Annotated in this window: 17 protein-coding genes and 1 pseudogene; 17 read left to right on the top strand and 1 reads right to left on the bottom strand. The window is 68.7% G+C overall.

Going from position 1 to position 22,753, the window contains the following annotated elements; genetic code table 11:
* The first annotated feature begins 301 nt into the window (after positions 1-301).
* The 9 genes and pseudogenes from ABZ345_RS43275 (at position 302) to ABZ345_RS43235 (ending at position 12,549) form a co-directional block, all read left to right on the top strand.
* A complete protein-coding gene (locus tag ABZ345_RS43275; RefSeq protein WP_359860887.1) occupies positions 302-2,971 on the top strand; it encodes a hypothetical protein in 2,670 nt (889 codons plus the stop codon).
* Between the two features lie 58 nt (positions 2,972-3,029).
* On the top strand, positions 3,030-3,611 hold the full coding sequence (locus ABZ345_RS43270; RefSeq protein ID WP_359860885.1) for a TetR/AcrR family transcriptional regulator: 582 nt from the start codon (positions 3,030-3,032) through the stop codon (positions 3,609-3,611).
* Positions 3,608-4,339 carry a TIGR03084 family metal-binding protein gene (locus tag ABZ345_RS43265; RefSeq protein WP_359860883.1) on the top strand — a complete coding sequence of 244 codons (732 nt, stop codon included), beginning with the start codon at positions 3,608-3,610 and terminating at the stop codon, positions 4,337-4,339. Before ABZ345_RS43270 ends, ABZ345_RS43265 begins: the two co-directional genes overlap by 4 nt.
* A 259-nt stretch (positions 4,340-4,598) precedes the next feature.
* A pseudogene (locus ABZ345_RS43260) lies at positions 4,599-6,070 on the top strand (acyclic terpene utilization AtuA family protein).
* Positions 6,067-7,182, top strand: a complete 1,116-nt coding sequence (locus tag ABZ345_RS43255) for an acyl-CoA dehydrogenase family protein (RefSeq protein ID WP_359860881.1) — start codon at positions 6,067-6,069, stop codon at positions 7,180-7,182. Before ABZ345_RS43260 ends, ABZ345_RS43255 begins: the two are co-directional and overlap by 4 nt.
* Positions 7,182-8,732 (top strand): acyl-CoA carboxylase subunit beta, encoded by a 1,551-nt coding sequence (locus tag ABZ345_RS43250; protein WP_359860879.1) that lies wholly within the window; start codon positions 7,182-7,184, stop codon positions 8,730-8,732. Before ABZ345_RS43255 ends, ABZ345_RS43250 begins: the two co-directional genes overlap by 1 nt.
* A 7-nt stretch (positions 8,733-8,739) precedes the next feature.
* Positions 8,740-10,587: a biotin carboxylase N-terminal domain-containing protein gene (locus tag ABZ345_RS43245; RefSeq protein WP_359860877.1), complete on the top strand. Its 1,848-nt coding sequence runs from the start codon at positions 8,740-8,742 to the stop codon at positions 10,585-10,587.
* The gene (locus ABZ345_RS43240; protein ID WP_359860875.1) at positions 10,584-11,723 is read left to right on the top strand and encodes an acyl-CoA dehydrogenase family protein; all 1,140 of its coding nucleotides are present in this window, start codon (positions 10,584-10,586) and stop codon (positions 11,721-11,723) included. Before ABZ345_RS43245 ends, ABZ345_RS43240 begins: the two co-directional genes overlap by 4 nt.
* Before the next feature lie 13 nt (positions 11,724-11,736).
* Positions 11,737-12,549, top strand: coding sequence for an alpha/beta hydrolase (locus ABZ345_RS43235; RefSeq protein WP_359860873.1), 813 nt, complete (start codon positions 11,737-11,739; stop codon positions 12,547-12,549).
* On the opposite strand, the gene ABZ345_RS43230 is transcribed toward ABZ345_RS43235, so the two are convergent.
* Positions 12,489-13,400 carry a hypothetical protein gene (locus ABZ345_RS43230; RefSeq protein WP_359860871.1) on the bottom strand — a complete coding sequence of 304 codons (912 nt, stop codon included), beginning with the start codon at positions 13,398-13,400 and terminating at the stop codon, positions 12,489-12,491. The two genes, ABZ345_RS43235 and ABZ345_RS43230, sit on opposite strands and share 61 nt — an antisense overlap.
* Positions 13,401-13,578: 178 nt before the next feature.
* On the opposite strand from ABZ345_RS43230, the gene ABZ345_RS43225 reads away from it, so the two are divergent.
* The 8 genes from ABZ345_RS43225 to ABZ345_RS43190 all read left to right on the top strand — a co-directional run bounded on the left by ABZ345_RS43225 (position 13,579) and on the right by ABZ345_RS43190 (position 22,740).
* The gene (locus ABZ345_RS43225) at positions 13,579-14,742 is read left to right on the top strand and encodes a S8 family peptidase (protein ID WP_359860869.1); all 1,164 of its coding nucleotides are present in this window, start codon (positions 13,579-13,581) and stop codon (positions 14,740-14,742) included.
* Between the two features lie 74 nt (positions 14,743-14,816).
* Positions 14,817-15,890 carry a S8 family peptidase gene (locus ABZ345_RS43220; RefSeq protein WP_359860867.1) on the top strand — a complete coding sequence of 358 codons (1,074 nt, stop codon included), beginning with the start codon at positions 14,817-14,819 and terminating at the stop codon, positions 15,888-15,890.
* Between the two features lie 108 nt (positions 15,891-15,998).
* Positions 15,999-17,177 (top strand): S8 family peptidase, encoded by a 1,179-nt coding sequence (locus ABZ345_RS43215; RefSeq protein WP_359860865.1) that lies wholly within the window; start codon positions 15,999-16,001, stop codon positions 17,175-17,177.
* Between the two features lie 58 nt (positions 17,178-17,235).
* A complete protein-coding gene (locus ABZ345_RS43210; RefSeq protein ID WP_359860863.1) occupies positions 17,236-18,891 on the top strand; it encodes a HEAT repeat domain-containing protein in 1,656 nt (551 codons plus the stop codon).
* Between the two features lie 8 nt (positions 18,892-18,899).
* Positions 18,900-19,262: a hypothetical protein gene (locus ABZ345_RS43205; RefSeq protein WP_359860861.1), complete on the top strand. Its 363-nt coding sequence runs from the start codon at positions 18,900-18,902 to the stop codon at positions 19,260-19,262.
* A gap of 126 nt (positions 19,263-19,388) precedes the next feature.
* Entirely contained in the window at positions 19,389-21,173 is a 1,785-nt protein-coding gene (gene aspS / locus ABZ345_RS43200) for an aspartate--tRNA ligase (RefSeq protein ID WP_359860859.1), read from the top strand.
* 359 nt (positions 21,174-21,532) lie between these two features.
* A complete protein-coding gene (locus ABZ345_RS43195) occupies positions 21,533-21,805 on the top strand; it encodes a hypothetical protein (protein ID WP_359860858.1) in 273 nt (90 codons plus the stop codon).
* Complete coding sequence (locus tag ABZ345_RS43190) at positions 21,799-22,740, top strand: DUF389 domain-containing protein (RefSeq protein ID WP_359860856.1); 942 nt, start codon at positions 21,799-21,801, stop codon at positions 22,738-22,740. Before ABZ345_RS43195 ends, ABZ345_RS43190 begins: the two co-directional genes overlap by 7 nt.
* Positions 22,741-22,753 lie beyond the last annotated feature (13 nt).

The following is a 22,753-nucleotide window of genomic DNA, read 5'->3' as shown; positions in this document are numbered from 1 at the left end:
ATGGCACATACGGGTTTACGACATTCGAGTGAATATTCGCGATCCGCCGGAATGGGCGGGGGTGGCGGACGGAGATCAGTGCGTCCGCTTCTTTTTCCTGCCCGAATTCTCCGGCGGCGCCAGGGTGTGGAAAGGGGGACCCATGGTGCGCATGTGGGTCTGTGTGCTTCTGCTGGCCTTTATCATCGTGCCCGGAGCCAAGGCGCAATCCGCCCAGTCCCCGGCTGCGGCGGATCCCAACAACTTCGCCCCCGCGTCACGATCGGTGAAACCCGTCTCGGTTTACCGGACGACAGGCGACGTGACCAACCCCGGCAACCTCGTCACCGGTGGCACGGCCCGGTTCTCCGGTGCGAACTCCTCCCTTGTGCTGGACTTCGAGAAGGAGGTCGGCGGCCTGGTCAGCCTGGGTTTCGCCGGCGCGAGCGCTCCCGGCCGGCAGATCGGCCTCGCGTTTTCCGAAACCGCCGCACACGTCGGGGTGAACAGCGACGCGAGCAGTCAGCACTTCGGCTCGGATGGAGCGATCTTCGCCGCAGTCAGCGGTCCCGGCGCCTACACAATGCCCAAGGAGAAGCTGCGTGGTGGATTCCGCTATCTGACGCTGTTCCTCGGCAGTGACGGCTGGGTCGACGTCGACGACGTGACGCTGCAGTTCACGCCGGATCCCGACCGCCCGAATCCCCGCGACTACCCGAACTACTTCCGCTCCGATGACGACCTGATCAACAAGCTTTGGTACGCCGGTGCGTACACGGTGCAGACCAACACCATCGCACCCGACACGGGCCGGTCGAAGTTCGCCCCGAACCCCGGCTGGCAGAACTCCGCCGTCGTCAGTGCCGGCACCAGCGTTCTCACCGACGGTGCGAAACGCGACCGCACGGTGTGGCCGGGCGATCTTGGCGTCGCGCTCCGCACCGCGTACGCGTCGCTCAATGACATGAGGTCCTCTCGCAACGGGCTCGACGTGCTGTACGGGTTGCAGCGGGCCGACGGCATGCTTCCGTACGCCGGGCCGGAGATCGGTGACCCGGCCAGTGGGGACACGTACAACTCGGACACCTACCACCTGTGGACACTGGTGGGGACCGGTCTGTACTACCGCTACACCGGCGACGCCGCGTGGGCGCGGTCGGTCTGGCCGAAGTACGTCCGAGCGTTGAACTTCAGCCTGGCGAAGGTCGACGGCACCGGACTGCTGAACGTCACCGCACAGGCCGACTGGGGCCGGCAGTGGGGCACAGGGCAGAAGATCACGGCGAACGCGTTGCTGTACGGGGCGCTCATCGCCGCCGCGGAGATCGCCGACGGACTGGGCGTGTCGGCGTACGCCGACACGTGGCGGCAGCGTGCGGAAGCGGTGAAGACCGCCGCCAACGCGAGACTGTGGAACCCGGCGACCGGTCTGTACCGCGACATCCCCGGTTCCGACCTGCACCCGCAGGACGGCAACTCGATGGCCGTCTGGTTCGAGCTCACCGACAGCCCTGAGAAGAATGCCTCGATCGTGAGGGCGCTCACCGCGAACTGGACCGACATCGGAGCGGTCACGCCGGAGTTCCCCGGCCTGATCGGCACGTTCACCGGTTCGATGGAGCTCATCGCGCGCCTGATGGCGAACAACGACGCCGACGCGCTGACGTTGATGCGTCGGCAGTGGGGTTTCATGCTCAACTCCCCGAATGGCACCAAGAGCACGTTCTGGGAGAACTACAACTACGACGGATCGGAGTACTACCGCAGCTCGTACGCGAGCGCTTCGCACGGCTGGGCCACGGGCCCGACCAACGTGCTGACGTTCTTGGTGCTGGGGCTGAACCCCACCAGTGCCACGCACTACGACTTCGTGCCGCACCTCGGCGACCTCGCCCACGCGGAAGGCAACATCACCACGCCAAGCGGTGAGGTGAGGGGCACCTGGGACTACCGGCCGGGCACGTTCACCTCGACGCTCACCGCAGCGGCCGGCACCGCGGGACGAATCGGTGTCCCCACCTACGGCTCCTCCTCGGTCAAGGTCACCGTGAACGGTGCCGTCGTGTGGAGTGACGGAAGGTTCCAGCCGGGCGGGGGCATCACCGGCGGCTCGGCAGACGGCAACTACGTCTACCTGACCGGAGCGGGCGGCGGCACCTACACCGTGATCGCGACCGGCGTCGTGCGGCCCCAGCCGTTCGACGCCGGGGTGCTGCCCGGCCTGCTGCCGCCCGGCTACACGCTGTGCGCCGCGGAGGGCCAGGCCTGCACCCCGACCGGCACGCAGGTGCTCGCGTTCGGCGCGGGCGCCTACCTGTACCGGACGATCAGCGGTCCGGCCAGGTGCGAGATCGCCACCTTCGGGAAGGACCCCACGCCGAACGTGTTCAAGTACTGCTACCTCGCCCCCGCCGGTGGACCGTTCGGTGCGACCAGCTGCGGCTCCGAGAACGAAGTCTGCCGGGTGGACGGCAGGCGCGCGGTCGCGTTCGGTCTGAACGGCGCGTTCCGGTTCATGACGGTCAGCGGCAGTGCCAGGTGCAGTGTCGCCTCGTTCGGCTCCGATCCCCTGTACGGCGTCGTGAAGTCCTGCTACGTGCTGCCGGACGCTCCGGCGGGCGCGTGGACGGCGTGCGTGTACGAGGGATCCACGTGCCCTGTCGCGGGTCTGCAGGCGTTCGGCGCCAGGGGTTCGTACTGGGCGACGCAGTCTGGCGGGACGGCGAAGTGCTCACAGGGAACGTTCGGCGTCGACCCGCTCATCGGCGTCCTGAAGGCCTGCTACGCCTGGACGGGCACACCCTCCGGCTTCCCGAGGGAATGCGCGGTGGAGAACGGAACCTGCTCCTTCAGCGGTGTGCAGACTGTCGCGTTCGGGCGCAACGGCTCGTATGCGTACAAGACGTTCACCAGTCCGGCGCCGTGCACGCGAGCGGCGTTCGGCGGCGACCCGCTCCTCAACGTCGTGAAGTCCTGCTACCTGGTCAGCTGACTGCCGGAATTTACAAGCAGGCTTGACTGTTTGTTTGTGGGCCGGAACACTCGAGGCCGTGGAGACGAGGCAGCGCCAGGCCGACCGCAGCGCGGGGACCAAGCGGAAGCTGATGGAGGCGACGGTCGAGTGCCTGGTGGAACGTGGCTGGTCAGGCACCACGACGACCGAGGTGGCGGAGCGGGCCGGCGTGTCGCGCGGCGCCCAGCTGCACCACTTCCGGACGCGCGGCGAACTGGTGGCGGCGGCCGTGGCGCACGTGGGCGCGGAGAGCGTCGAGGTGCTCAAGCGGCGTGCCGCGATCGCGGACAAGAGCACGCACGCCGTGGTCGAGCTGATCGCGGACTTCCACGCCAGCGACCTGTTCACCGCGGCCCTCGAGCTGTGGGTGGCGGCGCGCACGGACCCGGACCTGCGCGTCCTGGTGCTGGAGCTGCAGGCGCGCCTGGGACGCGAGGTGTACGGCCTGGCGTTGGAGCTGCTCGACGTCGACGACACCAAGCCAGGTGTGAAGGACGCGGTGCAGGCAACCCTTGATCTTGTGCGCGGGCTGGCGCTCGCCAACCAGCTCGCCGATGACGCCAAGCGCCGGGCGCACGTCGTGCGCTACTGGGCGAGGATGCTGGAGGAGCAGCTGTGATCACCGAACTGCTGGTCGACCTGGACGCCGAGTCGCGGGACCTGGACGCGCTCGTCGACGGCGCCGACTGGTCGCTGCCGACGCCCGCCGAGGGGTGGACGATCGGGCACCAGATCGGCCATCTCATGTGGACGGACAAGGCAGCGATCCTCGCCATCACCGACCCCGAGGCCTTCAAGGCCCAGCCGCTGGCGGGCGACATCGTGGACCGGACCGCGGCCGAGGCGGCCGCGCTGCCGGACCTGCTGTCGTTGTGGCGTGCGAGCCGGGCCGCGCTGCAGGAGCACCTGGCCGCTGCCTCCGGGAAGATCCTGTGGTTCGGGCCGCCGATGAGCCCGGCCTCGATGGCGACCGCGCGGATCATGGAGACGTGGGCGCACGGGCAGGACGTCGCTGATGCGCTCGGGGTGGTGCGGTCGCCGACTTCGCGGTTGAAGCACGTGTGCCACATCGGGGTGCGGACCATGGGGTTCGCGTTTCTGCTCAACGGGCTGGCGGTGCCTGAGGCTGAGGTTCGGGTGGAGTTGACCGGGCCGGGCGGCGAGCTGTGGACGTGGGGGCCTGAGGGGGCCGAGAACCGGGTTTCCGGGCCGGCGTTGGACTTCGCTTGGCTGGTCACGCAGCGGAGGAACCGCAAGGAGTTGGCGGTCGAGGCTGTGGGGCCGGTGGCGGAGGAGTGGGTGCCGATCGCGCAAGCCTTTGCGGGGCCGCCCGGAGGTGGCCGGTGAGGGTGCGCAGGGTGGTGGGGCGAACCAACCGGCTGGTTGGGCGGACTGACCAGTTGGTTAGGCAGACCAACCAGTTAGTTGGTCAGACTGACTGGTTGGTTGGCGGAACTGACCGGTTGGTTGAGCTGACCAACCAGTTGGTTATGCGGACTGACCGGTTGGTTAGGCGGACCAACCAGTTGGTTGGGGCTGGTTGGGGAGGCGAGCGGTGATCAGGATCGGCAACGCGTCCGGGTTCTACGGCGACCGCCTGTCCGCCATGCGCGAGCAGCTCGAAGGCGGCGAGCTCGACGTCCTGACCGGCGACTACCTGGCCGAGCTGACCATGCTCATTCTCGGCCGCGACCGGATGAAGGACTCCAGCCTCGGGTACGCCAAGACCTTTCTCCGCCAGATGGAGGACTGCTTGGCGCTGGCGCTCGACAAGGGCGTCAAGATCGTGGTCAACGCGGGCGGGCTCAACCCCGAGGGACTGGCACGCAAGCTGGACGCCAAGGTCGGGTACGTCACGGGCGACGACCTCAAGGCGCGGTTCCCGGATGCCCTGACCGCCAACGCCTACCTGGGCGCGTGGGAGATCGCCGAGTGCCTGAACCAGGGCGCGCAGGTCGTCGTCACCGGCCGGGTCACGGACGCGAGCCTCGTGGTCGGGCCGGCCGCGGCGCACTTCGGGTGGGCGCGAGATGACTGGGACAGGCTTGCCGGGGCCACGGTCGCCGGGCACGTGCTGGAGTGCGGGACGCATGCGACGGGCGGGAACTACTCGTTCTTCACCGAGATCGACGCGGCCCGGCCCGGGTTTCCGATCGCCGAGATCGACGAGGACGGGTCCTGCCTGATCACCAAGCACGACGGCACGGGCGGGGCGGTCACGGTCGACACCGTTACGGCCCAACTGCTTTACGAGATCGGGGCGCCGGAGTACCTGGGGCCGGACGTCACCACGCACTTCGACACGATCAGGCTCGAACAGCACGAGCGAGGCGTCAGGATCGTGGGAACCAAGGGGAGTCCGCCGCCGGACACGTTGAAGGTGTGCCTGAACACGTTGGGCGGGTTCAGGAACGCCACGACGTTCGTCCTCACCGGACTCGACGTCGAAGCCAAGGCCGACCTCGTCCAGAGGCAGCTGCGTCAGGCCATCGGCGACGAAGGGCTGACCTGGACGCTCGCCAGGACCGATCACCAGGACGCGGACACCGAAGAACGAGCCAGTGCGTTGTTGCACGTCACGATCAAGACCGCGGACCCCAAGCGAGCCAAGGGGTTCAGCCGGGCCGCGATCGAGCTGGCGCTGGCGAGCTATCCCGGGTTCCACGTGACGGCGCCGCCCGGTGACGGGACGCCGTTCGGGGTGTACAAGGCGGCCTATGTGAATCGTGACGAGGTCAGCGCCAAGGCGGTGTTGCTGTGAAGAGGCCGTTGGGGACAATCGCCGGAGCGCGCAGCGGGGACAAGGGCGGGGACGCGAACCTCGGAGTCTGGGTTCGCACGGACGAGGCGTACGAGTGGCTCAACACCTTTCTCACCACTGAGAAGCTCAAGGAGTTGCTGCCGGAAGCCAACGAGGTCAGCCGGTACGAGCTCAGGAACCTCAGGGCGCTCAACTTCGTGGTGCACGGGCTGCTCGGTGAGGGCGTGGCCAGCAGCACGCGGTTCGACCCGCAGGCGAAGGCGCTGGGCGAGTGGTTGCGCAGCAGGGAAGTCGAGATCCCGGAGGAGCTGCTGTGATCACGAAGGATCTGTTCGACGAGCGCAAGGAGCTTCGGCAGCTCGTCAGGGACTTCACGCGCAACGAGATCGTGCCGCACATCGCCGAGTGGGAGCAGCAGGGCGAGGTTCCGCGCGAGCTGCACAAGAAGGCCGCCGCCACAGGGTTGCTGGCCATCGGGTTCGAGGACGGCGACCTGCTGGATTCGGCGGTGCTGACCGAGGAGATCATCCAGGCGGGCGGGTCGAGCGGGCTGATCGCGGCGTTGTGCACGCACGGCATCGCGATTCCGCACATCTGGCAGAGCGGGAACGAGGACCTGATCGAGCGGTTCGCGAAGCCGGCGATCAGGGGCGAGAAGATCGGCAGCCTCGCGGTCACCGAACCGGGTGCGGGCTCGGACGTCGCGAACATCCAGACCAAGGCCGTCAGGCAGGGCGATCACTACATCGTCAACGGCACCAAGACGTTCATCACGTCGGGATGCCGCGCGGACTTCGTCACGACGGCGGTGCGGACGGGAGAGCCGGGGTACCAGGGCATCTCGCTGTTGGTGATCGAGGACGGGTTCACGCGGCGCAGGCTCGACAAGATGGGCTGGCTCTGCAGCGACACCGCGGAGCTGCACTTCGACGACGTGAGGGTGCCGGCCAAAAACCTCGTCGGCGAGGAGAACGCCGGGTTCGTGCAGATCATGCGGCAGTTCCAGGTCGAGCGGGTCACGATGGCCGTCGAGGCGTACGCGACGGCGCAGCGGGCGCTGGACCTGACCGTCGAGTGGACCAGGAACAGGGAGACGTTCGGCAAGCCGTTGATCAAGCGGCAGGTGGTCGGGCACAAGCTCGCCGAGATGGCGCAGCGGATCGACCTCGCGCGCACGTACACGCGGGAGATCGCGGTGCGGGTGAACCGGGGCGAGGACGTGATCACGGAGGTCTGCTTCGCCAAGAACGCCGCCGTGGACGCGTGTTCGTTCGTGGTGGACGCGGCGGTGCAGTTGCACGGTGGCATGGGGTACACGCGGGAGTCCGAAGTGGAGCGTCACTACCGGGACGCCCGCATCCTCGGTATCGGGGGCGGGGCGAGTGAAGTGATGACCGAGCTCGCGGCACGACGATTGGGGTTCGCCTGATGGGCAACAGGGAGGCGCTGCTCGCGAAGATCGCGCAGCTGGACGCCGAGCACGCGAAAGCGCTCGCGGGAGGTGGGCCGAAGTACGTCGAGCGGCACCACAAGCGGGGCAAGTTGCTGGCGCGCGAACGGGTCGAGCTGCTCATCGACGAGGACAGCCCGTTCCTGGAGCTGTCACCGCTGGCCGCGTGGGGCACCGACTTCCCGGTCGGGGCGAGCGTGGTGACCGGCATCGGGCGGATCGAGGGCGTCGAGTGCGTGATCGTCGCGAACGACCCGACGGTCCGCGGCGGGGCATCCAACCCCTATACGCTCAGGAAAAGCCTCAGGGCCAACGACATCGCGCTGCAGAACCGGCTGCCGCTGGTCAGCCTGGTCGAGTCGGGCGGCGCGGACCTGCCGACGCAGAGCGAGATCTTCATCCCCGGCGGACGCGCGTTCCGCGATCTCACGCGACTGTCAGCTGCGGGCATCCCGACCATCACGGCGGTGTTCGGCAACGCGACGGCCGGTGGCGCGTACGTGCCGGGCATGTCGGACTACGTGATCATGATCAAGGACCGGTCGAAGGTGTTCCTGGGCGGTCCGCCGCTGGTCAAGATGGCGACCGGTGAGGACTCGGACGACGAGTCGCTCGGCGGCGCCACGATGCACGGCGCCACGTCCGGGCTCGCGGACTTCGTGGCGGAGGACGAGACCGACGCGATCAGGCTCGCCAGAAGGGTCGTCGCACGGCTCAACTGGCGCAAAAGAGGTCCGGAGCCGCACGAGGTCGAAGAGCCGAAGTTCGACGCCGACAGCATCCTGGACATCGTGTCCGAGGACCAGCGGGTCCCGTTCGACCCCAGGGACGTCATCGCGCGGCTCGTCGACGGGTCGAAGTTCGACGAGTTCAAGCCCTTGTACGGCAACAGCCTCGTCACCGGCTGGGCCAGGATCCACGGCTACCCGATCGGCATCCTCGCGAACGCGCGCGGCGTGCTGTTCAGCGAGGAGTCGCAGAAGGCCACGCAGTTCATCCAGCTCGCGAACCAGAGCGACACCCCGCTCGTCTTCCTGCAGAACACCACCGGCTACATGGTCGGCGCGCAGTACGAGCAGGGCGGCATCGTCAAGCACGGCTCGATGATGATCAACGCGGTGTCCAACAGCAAAGTCCCGCACCTGACGATCACCATGGGCGCCAGCTACGGCGCCGGCAACTACGGCATGTGCGGCAGGGCGTACGACCCGCGGTTCCTGTTCACCTGGCCCAACGCCAAGTCGGCCGTGATGGGCCCCGCGCAGCTCGCCGGCGTGCTGTCGATCGTCGGACGGCAGGCGGCGGCCGCGAAGGGGCAGGAGTACAACGAGGAGCACGACGCCGCCATGCGCAAGATGGTCGAGGCGCAGATCGAGGAGCAGTCGCTGGCGCCGTTCCTGTCCGGGAAGCTCTACGACGACGGCGTGATCGACCCTCGCGACACCAGGACCGTGCTCGCGATCTGTCTCTCCGCTGTCCACAGCGGACCGATCAAGGGCGCCGACGGCTTCGGCGTCTTCCGGATGTGAGCGCAAAGTGATCAAGACACTCCTCATCGCGAACCGCGGCGAGATCGCTCGCCGGATCATCCGCACCTGCAAGGACAACGGCATCCGCACGGTCGCGGTGTTCTCCGACCCGGACGCCGGCGCCCCGCACGTCCGGGAAGCCGACTTCGCGGTCAACCTGCCGGGTGCGACGCCGAGCGAGACCTACCTCCGCGCCGACCTGATCGTCGAGGCGGCCACCAGGGCGGGAGCGGACGCCGTCCACCCCGGCTACGGCTTTCTCAGCGAGAACGCCGACTTCGCCAGGAAGGTGCAGGCGGCGGGCCTGACCTGGGTCGGCCCGGAGCCGGACTCGATCGAGGCCATGGGCTCGAAGGTCGCCGCCAAGAAGCGGATGGCCGCCGCGGGTGTGCCGACGCTGCCCGAACTCGACCCCGAGACCGTGGCCGAGTTCCCGGTGCTGATCAAGGCGTCGGCGGGCGGTGGCGGCCGGGGTATGCGGATCGTGCGCGAACGCAAGGAGTTCGAGCAAGCACTCGCCAGCGCACGCCGGGAAGCCGAGTCGGCGTTCGGCGACCCGACGGTGTTCTGCGAACCGTTGCTGGAGCATGCGAGGCACGTCGAGGTGCAGATCCTCGCGGACACCCACGGCACGGTGTGGGCGCTGGGCGAACGCGAGTGCTCGATCCAGCGCAGGCACCAGAAGATCGTCGAGGAGTCACCCAGTCCCGCGGTCACCGATGACGTCCGCAAGCGCTTGTTCGCCGCGGCGACGGCAGCGGCCGAGTCGATCGGGTACGTCGGCGCGGGCACTGTCGAGTTCATGCTGAAGGGCGAGGACTTCCACTTCCTGGAGGTCAACACGCGCCTGCAGGTCGAGCACCCGGTCACCGAACTGGTCTACGGCGTAGACCTCGTCGAATGGCAGCTGCGCATCGCCGAAGGTGCCAGGCTGCCGTCGGAAACCCCGCAACCGCAGGGGCACGCCATCGAGGTCCGGCTGTACGCCGAGGACCCCGCGAACGACTGGCGCCCGGCCAGCGGCACGTTGCACAGGTTCGAGGTCCCAGGCGACGTCAGGCTCGACAGCGGTGTCGAGGACGGGTCGGAGATCTCGGTCTTCTACGACCCCATGCTGGCCAAGGTGATCGCGTACGCACCGACGCGCGCGGCGGCCGCCCGGAAGCTCGCGACGGCACTGGAGAGCGCGCAGATCCACGGTCTGGTCACGAACCGTCAGCTGCTCGTCGACATCCTCCGAAACGACGCTTTCCTCAACGGTGACACGCACACCGGGTTCCTGGCCGAGCACGACTTCACCCGGACCGTTGACCCGCAACCGTTTGCGCTCGCCGCGGCACTCGCTGAGGCGGCCACCCGCAGGATCGGGCACCTGCCGCTCGGCTGGCGCAACGTCTGCTCGCAGCAGCCGAAGGCGAAGTTCCTGTTCGGGGACACCGAGATCGAGGTCGAGTACGACCCGAAGCAGGCGACCGGGAACACCGTCACGCTCGACCTGGACGGCGTCACAACGCCGTTCCGGGTAGCGAGGTACGGCGATCTGGTCGAGGTCGACTCGCCGCGAGGCTCGGTGTCGCTGAAGGTCGTGCCGCGCTTTCCCGAACCGGAGACCAAGCTCGCACCGGGCGCGACCATCGCGCCGATGCCCGGCACGGTCGTGCGGGTCAGCGTCAACCAGGGCGACGCGGTCGAAGCAGGACAAGAGCTTCTCGTGCTGGAAGCCATGAAGATGGAACACCGGGTGCTCGCGAACAACGCGGGCACCGTCACCGAGCTCCTCGTCGAGAAAGCCCAGCAGGTCAACGCCGGCGACGTTCTGGCAGTGGTAGCCGAAAAGAGTGGAGACGAATCATGAGCTTCGTCGAGTCCGAAGAGCGGGTCGCGCTGCGCAAGGCGGTCTCCGAGCTGGGCGCCAAGTACGGCACCGAGTACTTCCTCGCCAAGACCAAGTCGGGGGAGAAGACCACCGAACTGTGGGAGGAAGCCGGCAAGCTCGGCTACCTCGGCGTGGCCGTGCCCGAGGAGTACGGCGGCGGTGGCGGTGGCATCGGTGACCTCGCGGCGGTGTGCGAGGAGCTGGCCGCGGCGGGATGTCCGTTGCTGCTCATGGTGGTGTCACCCGCGATCTGCGCCACGGTGATCGCGCGGTTCGGCACCGACGAGCAGAAGTCCAAGTGGCTGCCCGGTTTCGCGGACGGGACGCTCAAGATGGCGTTCGCGATCACCGAACCGGACGCGGGATCCAACTCGCACCAGCTGAAGACCCAGGTGAAGCGCGACGGCGACGACTGGATCCTCAAGGGCACCAAGACGTTCATCTCCGGCATCGACGAGGTCGACGCCGTGCTCGTGGTCGCGATCCAGAAGACCGGGCCGGTGCTGGTCGTCGTCCCGACCAACGCCGAGGGCTTCACCTGGCACCAGATCGAGATGGACCTCGTCGTGCCGGAGAAGCAGTTCACGCTGTTCTTCGACGACGTCAGGCTGCCGTCCGACGCCGTCGTCGGATCGCCGGACCAGGGTCTGCTGCAGGTGTTCGCGGGCCTCAACCCCGAACGGATCATGGGCGCGAGCATGGCCACCGGTTCGGCGCGGCTCGCGATGAACAAGGCCGTCACCTACGCCCAGCAGCGCAAGGTGTGGGAGAACCCGATCGGCTCGCACCAGGGCCTCGCGCACCCGCTCGCGAAGATCCACATCGAGATCGAGCTGGCCAGGCTGATGACGCAGAAAGCGGCCGCGCTCTACGACTCCGGCCGCGACAAGGAGGCGGGCGAGTCCGCGAACATGGCCAAGTACGCGGCGGGCGAGGCCATCGCGGCGGCCGTCGACCAGGCGATCCAGACCCACGGCGGCAACGGGCTGACGTCCGAGTTCGGGCTGGCGTCGATGCTCGGGATGTCCCGGCTGTCCCGCATCGCACCCGTCAGCAGGGAGATGGTCCTCAACTTCGTCGCGCAAAACAGCCTGAAATTGCCACGTTCCTACTGACACACTGCGCGGCATGGGGTTCTTCAAGACTTTCGACGGCATCACCCTCGCCTACCACGGCCCGTCCGGAGCGGATCCGCTGATCTGCCTTCCGGGTGGGGCGATGCAGGCTTCGTCCTACATCGCCGGACTTCCGCTGGAACACGTGCTGCGGCTCGACCTGCGCGGGACCGGCGACTCCGGGGAGGCGCCGAAGGAGACCTACCGGGCGGACCGTCAGGTCGACGACGTGGAAGCGCTCCGGCAGCACCTCGGTCTCGACCAGGTCCGGCTGCTCGGGCACTCGGCCGGTGCCACCCTCGTGCTGCTCTACGCCGCTCGGTTCCCGCAGTACGTCGAGGAAATCGTGCTGATCACGCCCAGTCCGCGGGTCGTCGGCATCGACGTCACCGACGAGGACCGCCGTGAGCTCGCCCTGCAACGAGACGGCGAGGCCTGGTACGCCGAAGCGATCAAGGGGTTCGAGGAGATCTGGGCCGGCAACGCGACGCCCGAGGCGTTCGCGAAGGCCGCCCCGTTCTGGCACGGCCGCTGGGACGACGCGGCGCGGGCGCTCGACGACCACCCGCGCAACGATGAGGCCGCGCAGGAGTACTACGCCGAGGGTGCGTTCGACTCCGAGCAGGTGCGTGCCGCGCTCAAGAACCTCGACGTGCCAACGCTTCTGCTCGCGGGCGAGTTCGACGTCGTGCTACCGCCCAAGCGCGCGCAGGAGTACGCGGACCTGTTCCCGCGCGCGCAGTTCGTCGTGCAGCCCGGCGCCGGTCACTTCCCCTGGCTCGACGACCCCGAGGCTCTGGCGGCCGCGGTCCAGCGCATTCCGTAGAGGCCGGGACCGAAGTCGAGCGCGGCGGCGTGCGCGTAACCCCACGTGTCCACCGGGGCCGGGCGTGCGCCGCCGAACATTTCCGTCCCCGCTGGACCGGAGGCGAATTGCTCGCAGGAAGCGGGCGGGGAGCCGGCCGGGAATTTGATCTCCAGCACGTAGTCGTGCACGCGTTCGCCGAACCGCCGGAAATGCGTGTGCTCGACCGTCGGATGTGGATAGATCAATTCGTACTCGATCGCGACCGAGTCACCGGGAGAGATCGGGTCGTCGAACAACAACTCCGCGACGAGCACGCCGTTGGTGCGTTCCCTCGCGACCCTGCCGACCCGGCACGAGCGGACCGCGGTGAGCGCGGGCAGCACCTCGGCGGAACCCGTCTCGTGGCACAGGATCCAGCGGTCGACGCCCGCCGACGTCGCCTGCATGACCTGGCGCGACCGGACACCGCGCACGCCGCCGCAGGGCGCGACGTCCACCCTGTCGTGCTGTGCGGTCAGCACGAGCCCGGAACCGTCCCACGGCGCCCGGGACGACAGCTCCCGCCTGCGTGAACGCCCGCGCGGCCGTGGCGGGCCGAGCAGTCTGCTGAGACTGGTCTCCGGCAGCCCGAGGACGTCCTCCAGATGGGCGAGCGCCATCAGCGACTCCGGCCGTTCGGGTCTGCGGCGACCTGACTGCCAGTAGCTCAGCGCTGTCACGCTGATCGGCGCGCCACGCACTCGCAGGCGGTGTTGCAGCCGTTCGAGACTGAGACCCCGCACCTGGATCGCGACCCGCAACGCGTCCGCGAACGGACCCGTCACCAACAGGTCGGCGAGCTCCTCGCGCGGTGGGTAAATCGTGAGCATCACACCTCCGTTCCCGGAGTCAAGTTCGGAAGGCTATCGGCAGCAAAGGGAACGCGGTACAGCCGATCGGCGGTTTCGGGCCGTCGGCAAACCCGGAAAGTTCAGATATCGGGCCTATTACGCCGCCAATAGTCTCGATTGGGTTCCTGATCACCCCTGCGACGAACAGGACTACGCAATGCGCAAGACAGCAACCCTGCTGGGTGCGGCGGTCATGATCGCTGCCTTCGCGTCGCCCGCGCAGGCGGCCGTGGGTGAGATCCTCACCTTCCAGGGCGTCCAGAACATCCCCGGCAGCTTCGTCGTGAAGATGAAGGACAACCGCGTCACCGCGAGTGCCGCAACTCTCGGTGCACGCTTCGGCGGTCAGATCGGCTACGTGTACGACGCCGCCTTCAAGGGCTTCTCGGTCAAGATGTCCGACGCCCAGGCACGCAGACTGGCCGCTGACCCCTCGGTCGAGTACGTGGAACGCGACCAGGTGCTCAGCATCCAGGCCACCCAGGTCAACCCGCCGTCGTGGGGCCTGGACCGGATCGACCAGCGCAACCTGCCGCTCGACCAGCGCTACAGCTACAACACCACCGGCGCGGGCGTGAACGCCTACGTCATCGACACCGGCGTCCGGATCAGCCACCAGACGTTCGGCGGCCGTGCGAAGAACGGCCGCGACTTCGTCGACAACGACGCGGTCGCGCAGGACGGCAACGGCCACGGCACGCACGTCGCCGGCACCATCGCGGGCTCGCAGTACGGCGTCGCGAAGGCCGCGAACATCATCGCGGTGCGCGTGCTCGACAACAACGGCTCCGGCACGCTCGCCGGCGTGAACGCGGGCATCAACTGGGTGGCCGCGAACCACGTCAAGCCCGCGGTGGCCAACATGTCGCTCGGTGGCGGCGCGAACGCCTCGCTCGACAGCGCCGTGCAGGGCGCGATCACGCGTGGTGTCACGTTCGCCGTGGCGGCGGGCAACTCGAACACCAACGCTGCCAACACTTCGCCCGCACGGGTGGCGGCGGCGATCACCGTCGGCTCGACCGACCGCAACGACGCGCGGTCGTCGTTCTCCAACTACGGCCCCGTCGTGGACGTGTTCGCACCCGGCCGCGACATCACCTCCGCGTGGAACACCAGCGACACGGCCACCAACACCATCTCCGGCACCTCGATGGCGACCCCGCACGTCGTCGGCGTGGTGGCCCGTTACCTGCAGGGCAACTTCAACGTGACGCCCGCGCAGGTCTCGGCCGCGATCACCTCCAACGCCACCAACGGCAAGGTGACCAACCCCGGTCCCGGCACGACGACCAGGCTCCTGTACTGGCCGTCGACCAGCTGATCTCCCCTGATGTGCGGCCCCGGCTCCCTGCGAGCCGGGGCCGTTTTTCCTGCCCTGCAATGAAAGGAACCCCTGTGAGAGCCCTGCTGGCAGTCGCCGCCCTGGCGGCAGCGGTCGTGGTCGCCCCGGCGTCCGCGGCCACCTCGTCCTACATCGTCGTGATGCGCGACGGAGCCGTGTCTTCCTTCGCTGGCACGGTCGAGCATCGGTACACCAGTGTTTTCACCGGTTTCAGCGCGCGCCTGACCGCCGCGCAGCTGCGTTCCGTGAAGGCCGACCCGAACGTGTCCCATGTGGAGCGTGACGGGATCGTGCACGCGAACGGCACGCAGCTCAGCCCGCCGTGGGGGCTGGATCGGATCGACCAGCGCGCACTGCCGTTGGACCAGAAGTACTCCTACACGAGCACCGGCGCGGGCGTGAACATCTACGTGATCGACACGGGAATCCGCGTCACGCACACGGACTTCGGCGGGCGCGCGAAGAACGGCTGGGACACCGTCGACAACGACGCGGTCGCCCAGGACGACAACGGGCACGGCACGCACGTCGCCGGTATCGCGGCGGGCACGAAGTACGGCGTCGCCAAGCGGGCCACGGTCTGGGGCGTGCGGGTGCTGAACGGTCAGGGCAGCGGCACGATCTCCGGCGTCATCGCGGGCGTGGACTGGGTGACGGCGAACGCCGTCAAGCCGGCCGTGGCGAACATGTCATTGGGAGGCAGCGCTTCCGCGGCGCTGGACACCGCGGTGAAGAAGTCGATCGACTCGGGCGTCTCGTACACGGTCGCGGCCGGTGGCAGCAACTCCGACCCCGGGAACTCGTCGCCGCAACGGGTCGCCCAGGTGATCTGCGTGGGTGCGTTGACGCCGACCGACACCAAGTCGTCGTCGTCGAACTTCGGCCCACTGGTGGACATCTGGGCAGCGGGCATGAACATTCCCTCCGCCTGGAACACCGGCGACACGGCGACCGCGACGCTCAGCGGTTCGTCGATGGCCGCACCGCACGCGGCCGGTGTCGCCGCTCGTTATCTGCAGTTCAACAACGCCGCCACGCCCGCACAGGTGGAGCGCGCATTGGTTACCACGGGCACTCCGGGCACGCCACCCGTCACTCGTATCCTTTACTGGCCGCCATCTCTGTGAAGCGTCAATTGTTCCGGTGAACAACCGTGTCCAAGCTTTAGGACACCCTTGGCAGGAACCGGATCGATCCATAGCGTCGAAAGTGTTCGTTCCCCTGCAAAGAACGGAATGCACATCATGACGCGAAAGATCCGGTTCCTGGCCGGTGCCGGCGCGGCGACCCTCGCGCTGTCGGTTCTGATGGTTCCCTCGGCTTCTGCGGCCGAGGGTGAAGTCCTGTCGCTCGGCTCACCCGAGAAGATCGCGGGCAGCTTCATCGTGAAGCTCAAGGAAGGCAAGGCGAACTCGCACGCCCTGGCTTCGCGTTTCGGCGCGAAGGTGGAGCGCGACTACACCAGCTTCGGCGGCTTCAACGTGAAGCTGACCGAGAAGCAGGCCAAGCGCCTGGCCGCGGACCCGTCGGTCGAGTTCGTCGAGGCCGACCAGGTCGTGCACGCCGAGGCGACGCAGACGAACCCGCCGTCGTGGGGTCTCGACCGCATCGACCAGAAGAACCTGCCGCTGGACCAGAAGTACAGCTACACCTCGACGGGTGCGGGCGTGACCGCGTACGTCATCGACACCGGTGTGCGCATCAGCCACTCCACGTTCGGTGGCCGCGCTTCCAACGGCCGTGACTTCGTCGACAACGACAACGTCGCGCAGGACGGCAACGGCCACGGCACGCACGTCGCGGGCACCATCGCGGGCTCGCAGTACGGCGTCGCGAAGGCAGCGAAGATCGTCGCCGTCCGCGTGCTCGACAACAACGGCTCCGGCACCCTCGCCGGTGTCGCGGCGGGCATCGACTGGGTGGGCGCCAACGCGGTCAAGCCGGCCGTCGCCAACCTGTCCCTGGGCGGCAGCGCCAACGCCACCCTCGACACGGCCGTGCGCAACGCGATCGGCAAGGGCGTGACCTTCGCGGTCGCCGCGGGCAACTCGAACGCCAACGCCAACACGTTCTCCCCGGCCCGCGTGGCCGAGGCGATCACCGTCGGCGCCACCGAGCGCACCGACGCCCGCGCGTCGTACTCGAACTTCGGCGCGGTGCTGGACATCTTCGCGCCCGGCTCGGCCATCACGTCGTCGTGGAACACCAACGACACGGCCACCAACACCATCTCGGGCACCTCGATGGCGACCCCGCACGTGGCCGGTGCCGCGGCTCGGTACCTGTCGACGAACAAGACGGCCACGCCGGCTCAGGTCGCTTCCTACCTGGTCGCGCAGTCGACGCCCGGCAAGGTGACCGGCCCGGGTTCCGGTTCGCCGAACCGACTGCTGTACCTCGCGCCCGGCGCGTGAGTCAGTTCGTCCTGAAAAGGCCGCGACAGCTGTCGCGGCCTTTTCCTATGCTCCCGCCGTGCTGGAGGGACTGGGGGACATCGCGTGGGATCAGCTGGAGACCTCTTACGGGTCGGCCGAGGAGATGCCGCACCTGTTGCGCGCCCGGCGTTATTCGTCGAAACCTGACTGGGACCTGGCCGAGCTGCTGTGGGACAGCTACGGGCCGAACTCCGCCGCCAACGCGGCGCTGCCGTTCCTGATCGACCTAGCGTCCTCTGTGGACGCTCCGTGGCGGACGTGCGTGCTGATCAACCTGTCCCGGCTGGCCCGCGACGGCGTCGACGATCCTGACTGGCTGCGCGTGTGGGAACGGGAACGGTTTCGCGTGCTGGCGTTGGTGGAGGACGAAGATCCGGGCGTCCGGCGGCAGGCGTGGCGCACGTTCGGCGACGGTCGCGGGTCGGCTTCCGGTGTGCTGGAGGCGATTCGGCGGTGCTGGTCCGACGTGCCCTCGCGGCTCGACATCGTGGTGGCGGCGGGGAAGTTCGCGGCCGACGACGAGATCGCGGCGTGGTTGCGCGGGTTGCCGACGGATGATCCGCAGCTGCGGCTGGCGGTCGCGTACGCGCTGGAGCTGGGCGTCGAGGAGTTCGTGCCGGGGTTCAGCGGCGACCTGGAGGTGTGGCGGGAGACGGCGTCGTTCGGGGTCGTTCCCAGCGCGGTGATCGACAAGATGGCCGAGGTGTTCGCGGATCGGCCCGCGGAGCACACCGCGTTGCTGCGGGAGTTGAGCTCCGTTCCGTACCGGGTCGTGCGCAACGCGGGCACGTTGCTGAGCAGGTGGCGGTCTCCGGCCGCCGAGCTGCTGCCGATCGTGGCGTCCTGGCTCGCCGACCCGAACCCCCACGTCCGGTGCGAAGTCGTCTACCTGCTCGGCTGCATGCGGGCCGCCGAGCACGCCGACGTGATCGCGGTGCTGCTGGACGACGAGTCGCTCAGGTACGACGACAGGATCAGCGACGTGGCCGCGTGGGCGCTGGCTCGCTGCGGGGTGAGGGTGCCGGGTCTCGTGCGCCGCCTGCTGTCGTTCCCGCACTCCACCCCGATCCAGCGCTACCTGATGCAGGTGCCGTCGCTGGGAGAGACGCTGGCCTCGATGGTCACGGAGGGGTTGCCGGAGGTCGCGGAGCTGGTGACGCTGCTGGACACCGAGCACCGGCACGTGGCGCTGCAGGCGCTCGGCCGGATCGGGACACCGGTGCCGGAGCTCACGCCCGCTGATCCGCTCGCGGCGTGGGCGTGGTGGCGCTGCGGAGGCGACCCGGTGGAAGCGGCCGACGTGATCGTGACCGACGTGACCGAGGCCGGTGTGCTGCGCCGCCGGTCGGTGCACCTGCTCGCGCAGATGGGGCCTGAGGCGGCGCACCTCGTCGATCGGTTGCCGATGGGGGACGAACGGGTCGCGATGCGGGTCTCCACCCGGTACGCGTACGTGCGGATGACCGGTGAGCCGGGGGATGCGGTGTCGGTGTGCCGCGACGTGCTCGACGGCCTGGGTGACGGGCGGTTCGAGCCCGCGATGATCAGTGCCGCGTGGACGTTGGTGGAGGCCGGTGCACGGCTGGACGGGGCATCGGCGGCGCTGGCGTCGGACCGGAGGCTGGCCCGCTTCGCCGGCTGGCGCGCTTATGACGACGACGGGCACCTGCGGGAGGCGTTGCGGGAACTATGATTCCGCGCGTGCTGGAAGGTCTGGATTCCGTTGCGTGGCACGCGATCGACCACGCGTACGGTCCCGCGCTGGACACGCCGGGGCACCTGCGGGCGTTGCTGTCCAACGATCCTGAGGTCGTCGCGCAGGCTGTGGTTGATCTCGATCGGACGGTCTACGAGGAGGGTGGGTTCGTCTGCCCGGCGGCGACCGCGGTGCTGCCGTTCCTCGTCGAGGTGATGCCGGTGCTGGACGCCGGCAGCCAGGCTGCGTTGCTGGACATGATCGAACGGATCGCGGACGACGGGGAGAACGCCGAGCAGGTCGACCCCGGCTGGCACGCGGCGTGGGCCGAGGCCAGGCCGAAGCTGGAGCACCTGTTCCGCGACTGAGAGCGTGCCGCGGGGCCTTGGCCGATCGAGATCACCTTCGCCTGGGAAAGCCCTGCGTGAAATTCTGTCGGTGCCGTTGGCTAGCCTTGACGGTACAGCTGACTTCGTCTACAAGGAGCCACCACCGTGTTGCGCACGCACGAGGCCGGATCACTCCGGGCCGAGCACGCCGGGCAGTCCGTCACCCTCACCGGGTGGGTCGCTCGCCGGCGTGATCACGGCGGTGTCATCTTCATCGACCTCCGTGACGCGTCCGGTGTCGCCCAGGTCGTGTTCCGCGAGGGTGAGATGGCCGAGCGCGCGCACCGGCTGCGCAGCGAGTACGTCATCAAGGTCACCGGCGAGGTGAGCAGGCGTCCCGAGGGCAGCGAGAACCCCGACCTGGCCACGGGCGCGATCGAGGTCTACGTGAGCGACCTCGAGGTGCTCAACGAGGCGGCGCCGCTGCCGTTCCAGGTCGAGGGCGAGGGCGAGATCGGCGAGGAGGCGCGCCTCAAGCACCGCTACCTCGACTTGCGCCGTTCCGGCCCGGCCAAGGCCATCCGGCTGCGCAGCGAGGTCAGCCGCATCGCCCGCGAGGTCCTGCACGGCGAGAAGTTCGTCGAGATCGAGACCCCGACCCTGACCCGCAGCACCCCCGAGGGCGCGCGTGACTTCCTGGTTCCGGCGCGGCTGCGTCCGGGCTCCTGGTACGCGCTGCCGCAGTCGCCGCAGCTGTTCAAGCAGCTGCTGATGGTCGGTGGCCTGGAGCGCTACTACCAGATCGCGCGCTGCTACCGGGACGAGGACTTCCGCGCCGACCGCCAGCCGGAGTTCACCCAGCTCGACATCGAGATGAGCTTCGTCGAGCAGGACGACGTCATCGCGCTGACGGAGAAGCTGCTCGCCGCCATCTGGAAGGAGACGAAGGACGTCGAGCTGCCGCTGCCGTTCCGCCGCATCTCCTACGCCGAGGCGATGGCGAAGTACGGCTCGGACAAGCCGGACCTGCGCTTCGAGGTCGAGCTGACTGAGCTGACCGAGTACTTCAAGGACACGACGTTCCGCGTGTTCCAGGCGCCGTACGTCGGTGCCGTGGTCATGCCGGGCGGTGCCTCGCAGCCGCGTCGCACGCTCGACGGGTGGCAGGAGTTCGCCAAGCAGCGCGGCCACAAGGGCCTCGCGTACGTGCTGGTCCAGGAGGACGGCACGCTGGGCGGGCCGGTCGCCAAGAACCTGACCGACGCCGAGCGCGACGGGCTGGCCAAGGCCGTCGGCGCGAACGCCGGTGACTGCATCTTCTTCGCCGCCGGTGAGGCCCGCGACGCGCGCGCCCTGCTCGGTGCGGCCCGCGTCGAGATCGCGCACCGCGTCGGCCTGGTCGACGAGAACGCGTGGGCGTTCGCGTGGGTCGTGGACTTCCCGATGTTCGAGGCCGTAGACAAGCTCGAGGCCGGCGACGTCGCGGTCGGCGGCGGCAAGTGGACGGCACTGCACCACGCCTTCACCTCGCCGACGCCGGAGTGGATCGACAACTTCGAGACCGAGCCGGGCAACGCGCTGGCCTACGCCTACGACGTGATCCTCAACGGCAACGAGCTCGGCGGTGGCTCGATTCGTATCCACCGCGCGGACGTGCAGCAGCGCGCGTTCAACGTCATGGGCATCGGTGCCGAGGAGGCGCAGGAGAAGTTCGGCTTCCTGCTCGACGCGTTCAAGTTCGGCGCGCCGCCCCACGGCGGCATCGCGCTCGGCTGGGACCGCCTCTGCATGCTGCTCGCGGGCGCCGACTCGATCCGCGAGGTCATCGCGTTCCCGAAGAGCGGCGGCGGCTACGACCCGCTGACCGCTGCTCCGGCGCCGATCACGCCGCAGCAGCGCAAGGAAGCCGGCGTCGACGCGAAGCCGCAGGAAAAGGGCGAGAAGGCTTAGGGCCGGTGTCTGACGGATGCCGCTCGACGAGGGTCGCGGTTGAGGGGTTCGGCGGCGCACTGGCTTCGTGCCGGGCGCATGCGGTTGGTGCGGTGGTGACGCCGTTCGAGCCCTCGGCCGTGGCTGTTGTGGATGGGCGTTCGTCGGGCGTGGCTTCGTACCGGGCGGGTGAGGTTGGTGCGGTGGTGTGGCCGGCAAACCTCCCGGCTGCTGCGGGTGAGTCAGGCGCAGCTTCGTCCCAGGCGTGTGTGATCGCTGGGGCGGTGGCGTCTCCGGACCGCTCGGCAGCTGGCGTGGGCGGGCGTTCGTCGAGTGCGGCGTCGTACCGGGCGTTTTCGGTTGCTGCTGCGGTGTGGCCTATGAATCTGCCGGCCGCGGGCGGGTGTTCGTCGGGCATGGCGTCGTACGGGGCGGGTGAGGTTGGTGCGGTGGTGAAGCCTTCGGACCTCTCGGCTGTCGCGGACGGATGTGGGTCCGGCGTGGCCTCATTCCGGGCGCATGTGGTCGCTGCCGCGGCGTCGTCTCCGAACCTCCTGACCGCGCCCGCCACGGCCGCGCCCGTCACCGCCGCGCCCGCCACCGCCACGGCCGCGCCCACCACCGCGCACCCGTCAGGCATGGCGTCGTGCTGAGGCTGAGGGTGGTCTGCCCGGCCGACCAGTCCGAGGCCGCCCAGAAGATCCTTCTCGACAACCCCGGCGCCACCCACGTGGTCGTCCTGCGTGGCGCGGCGATCGACCCCGAGGGCGACCTCATCACCGCCGACGTGGCGCGCGAGGCCGTCGACGAGATCGTCGTCGCGCTCTGCGAGCTGCACATCGACCACACCGGTGGCGTCACGATCGAAACGATCGACACGTCGCTGTCGGATGCCGCGGACCGGGCCGAGGAGAACGCGCCGGGCGAGGGTTCGGACGTGATCGTGTGGGAGGAGCTGATAGCGAAATCGGGCGAGGAGTCCCGGCCCAGCGTCACCTTCCAGGCGTTCCTCACCATCGCGTGCCTGCTGGCGGCGGTGGGTGTGGCGACGAACTCGCCGGTCACGATCGTCGGTGCCATGGTGGTCGGGCCGGAGTTCGGTCCGCTCGCCGCCATCGCGGTCGGGCTTGTCGCGCGGCGGTGGGACCTGGTCAAACGGGCATCGGTGGCGCTGGGCATCGGGTTCCCGCTGGCCATGGTGATCACGTCGGTGCTGACGTGGTTCGGTGAGTTCGGCGGGCTGTTCGACAGGACGGCGCTCGTCAACGGGCACCAGGTCGACTTCGTCTACCAGTTCGGGCCGTTCTCGCTGATCGTGGCGTTGCTGGCGGGTGCTGCGGGCATGCTGTCGATGACGTCGGCGAAGTCGGCGGCGCTCGTCGGTGTGTTCATCTCGGTCACCACCGTTCCGGCGGCCGGGTATGCCGCGCTGGCCGCGGTTCTCGGAGTGTGGGACAGAGTGGGACCCGCGGTGGCCCAGTTGGCCATCAACTTGATCGGTATTGTCGTCGCGGCCGCGTTCGTTCTGTTGATCCGCAGGCGCCGGGCAACGGATGGTGTTTCCACACGTCCACTGTCCAAGGGGTGATCCGGAAACAGCG

The organism is Lentzea sp. NPDC005914, assembly GCF_040629405.1.
Taxonomy (GTDB): Bacteria; Actinomycetota; Actinomycetes; order Mycobacteriales; family Pseudonocardiaceae; genus Lentzea.
This window is presented reverse-complemented; position numbering and strand designations above follow the sequence as displayed.

Coding starts and splice junctions, on each gene's coding strand:
- ABZ345_RS43250 (WP_359860879.1), top strand. CDS start 7,182: ATGGGCAACAGGGAGGCGCTGCTCGCGAAGATCGCGCAGCTGGACGCC.
- ABZ345_RS43240 (WP_359860875.1), top strand. CDS start 10,584: ATGAGCTTCGTCGAGTCCGAAGAGCGGGTCGCGCTGCGCAAGGCGGTC.
- ABZ345_RS43235 (WP_359860873.1), top strand. CDS start 11,737: ATGGGGTTCTTCAAGACTTTCGACGGCATCACCCTCGCCTACCACGGC.
- ABZ345_RS43230 (WP_359860871.1), bottom strand. CDS start 13,400: ATGCTCACGATTTACCCACCGCGCGAGGAGCTCGCCGACCTGTTGGTG.
- ABZ345_RS43225 (WP_359860869.1), top strand. CDS start 13,579: ATGCGCAAGACAGCAACCCTGCTGGGTGCGGCGGTCATGATCGCTGCC.
- ABZ345_RS43215 (WP_359860865.1), top strand. CDS start 15,999: ATGCACATCATGACGCGAAAGATCCGGTTCCTGGCCGGTGCCGGCGCG.
- ABZ345_RS43195 (WP_359860858.1), top strand. CDS start 21,533: ATGAATCTGCCGGCCGCGGGCGGGTGTTCGTCGGGCATGGCGTCGTAC.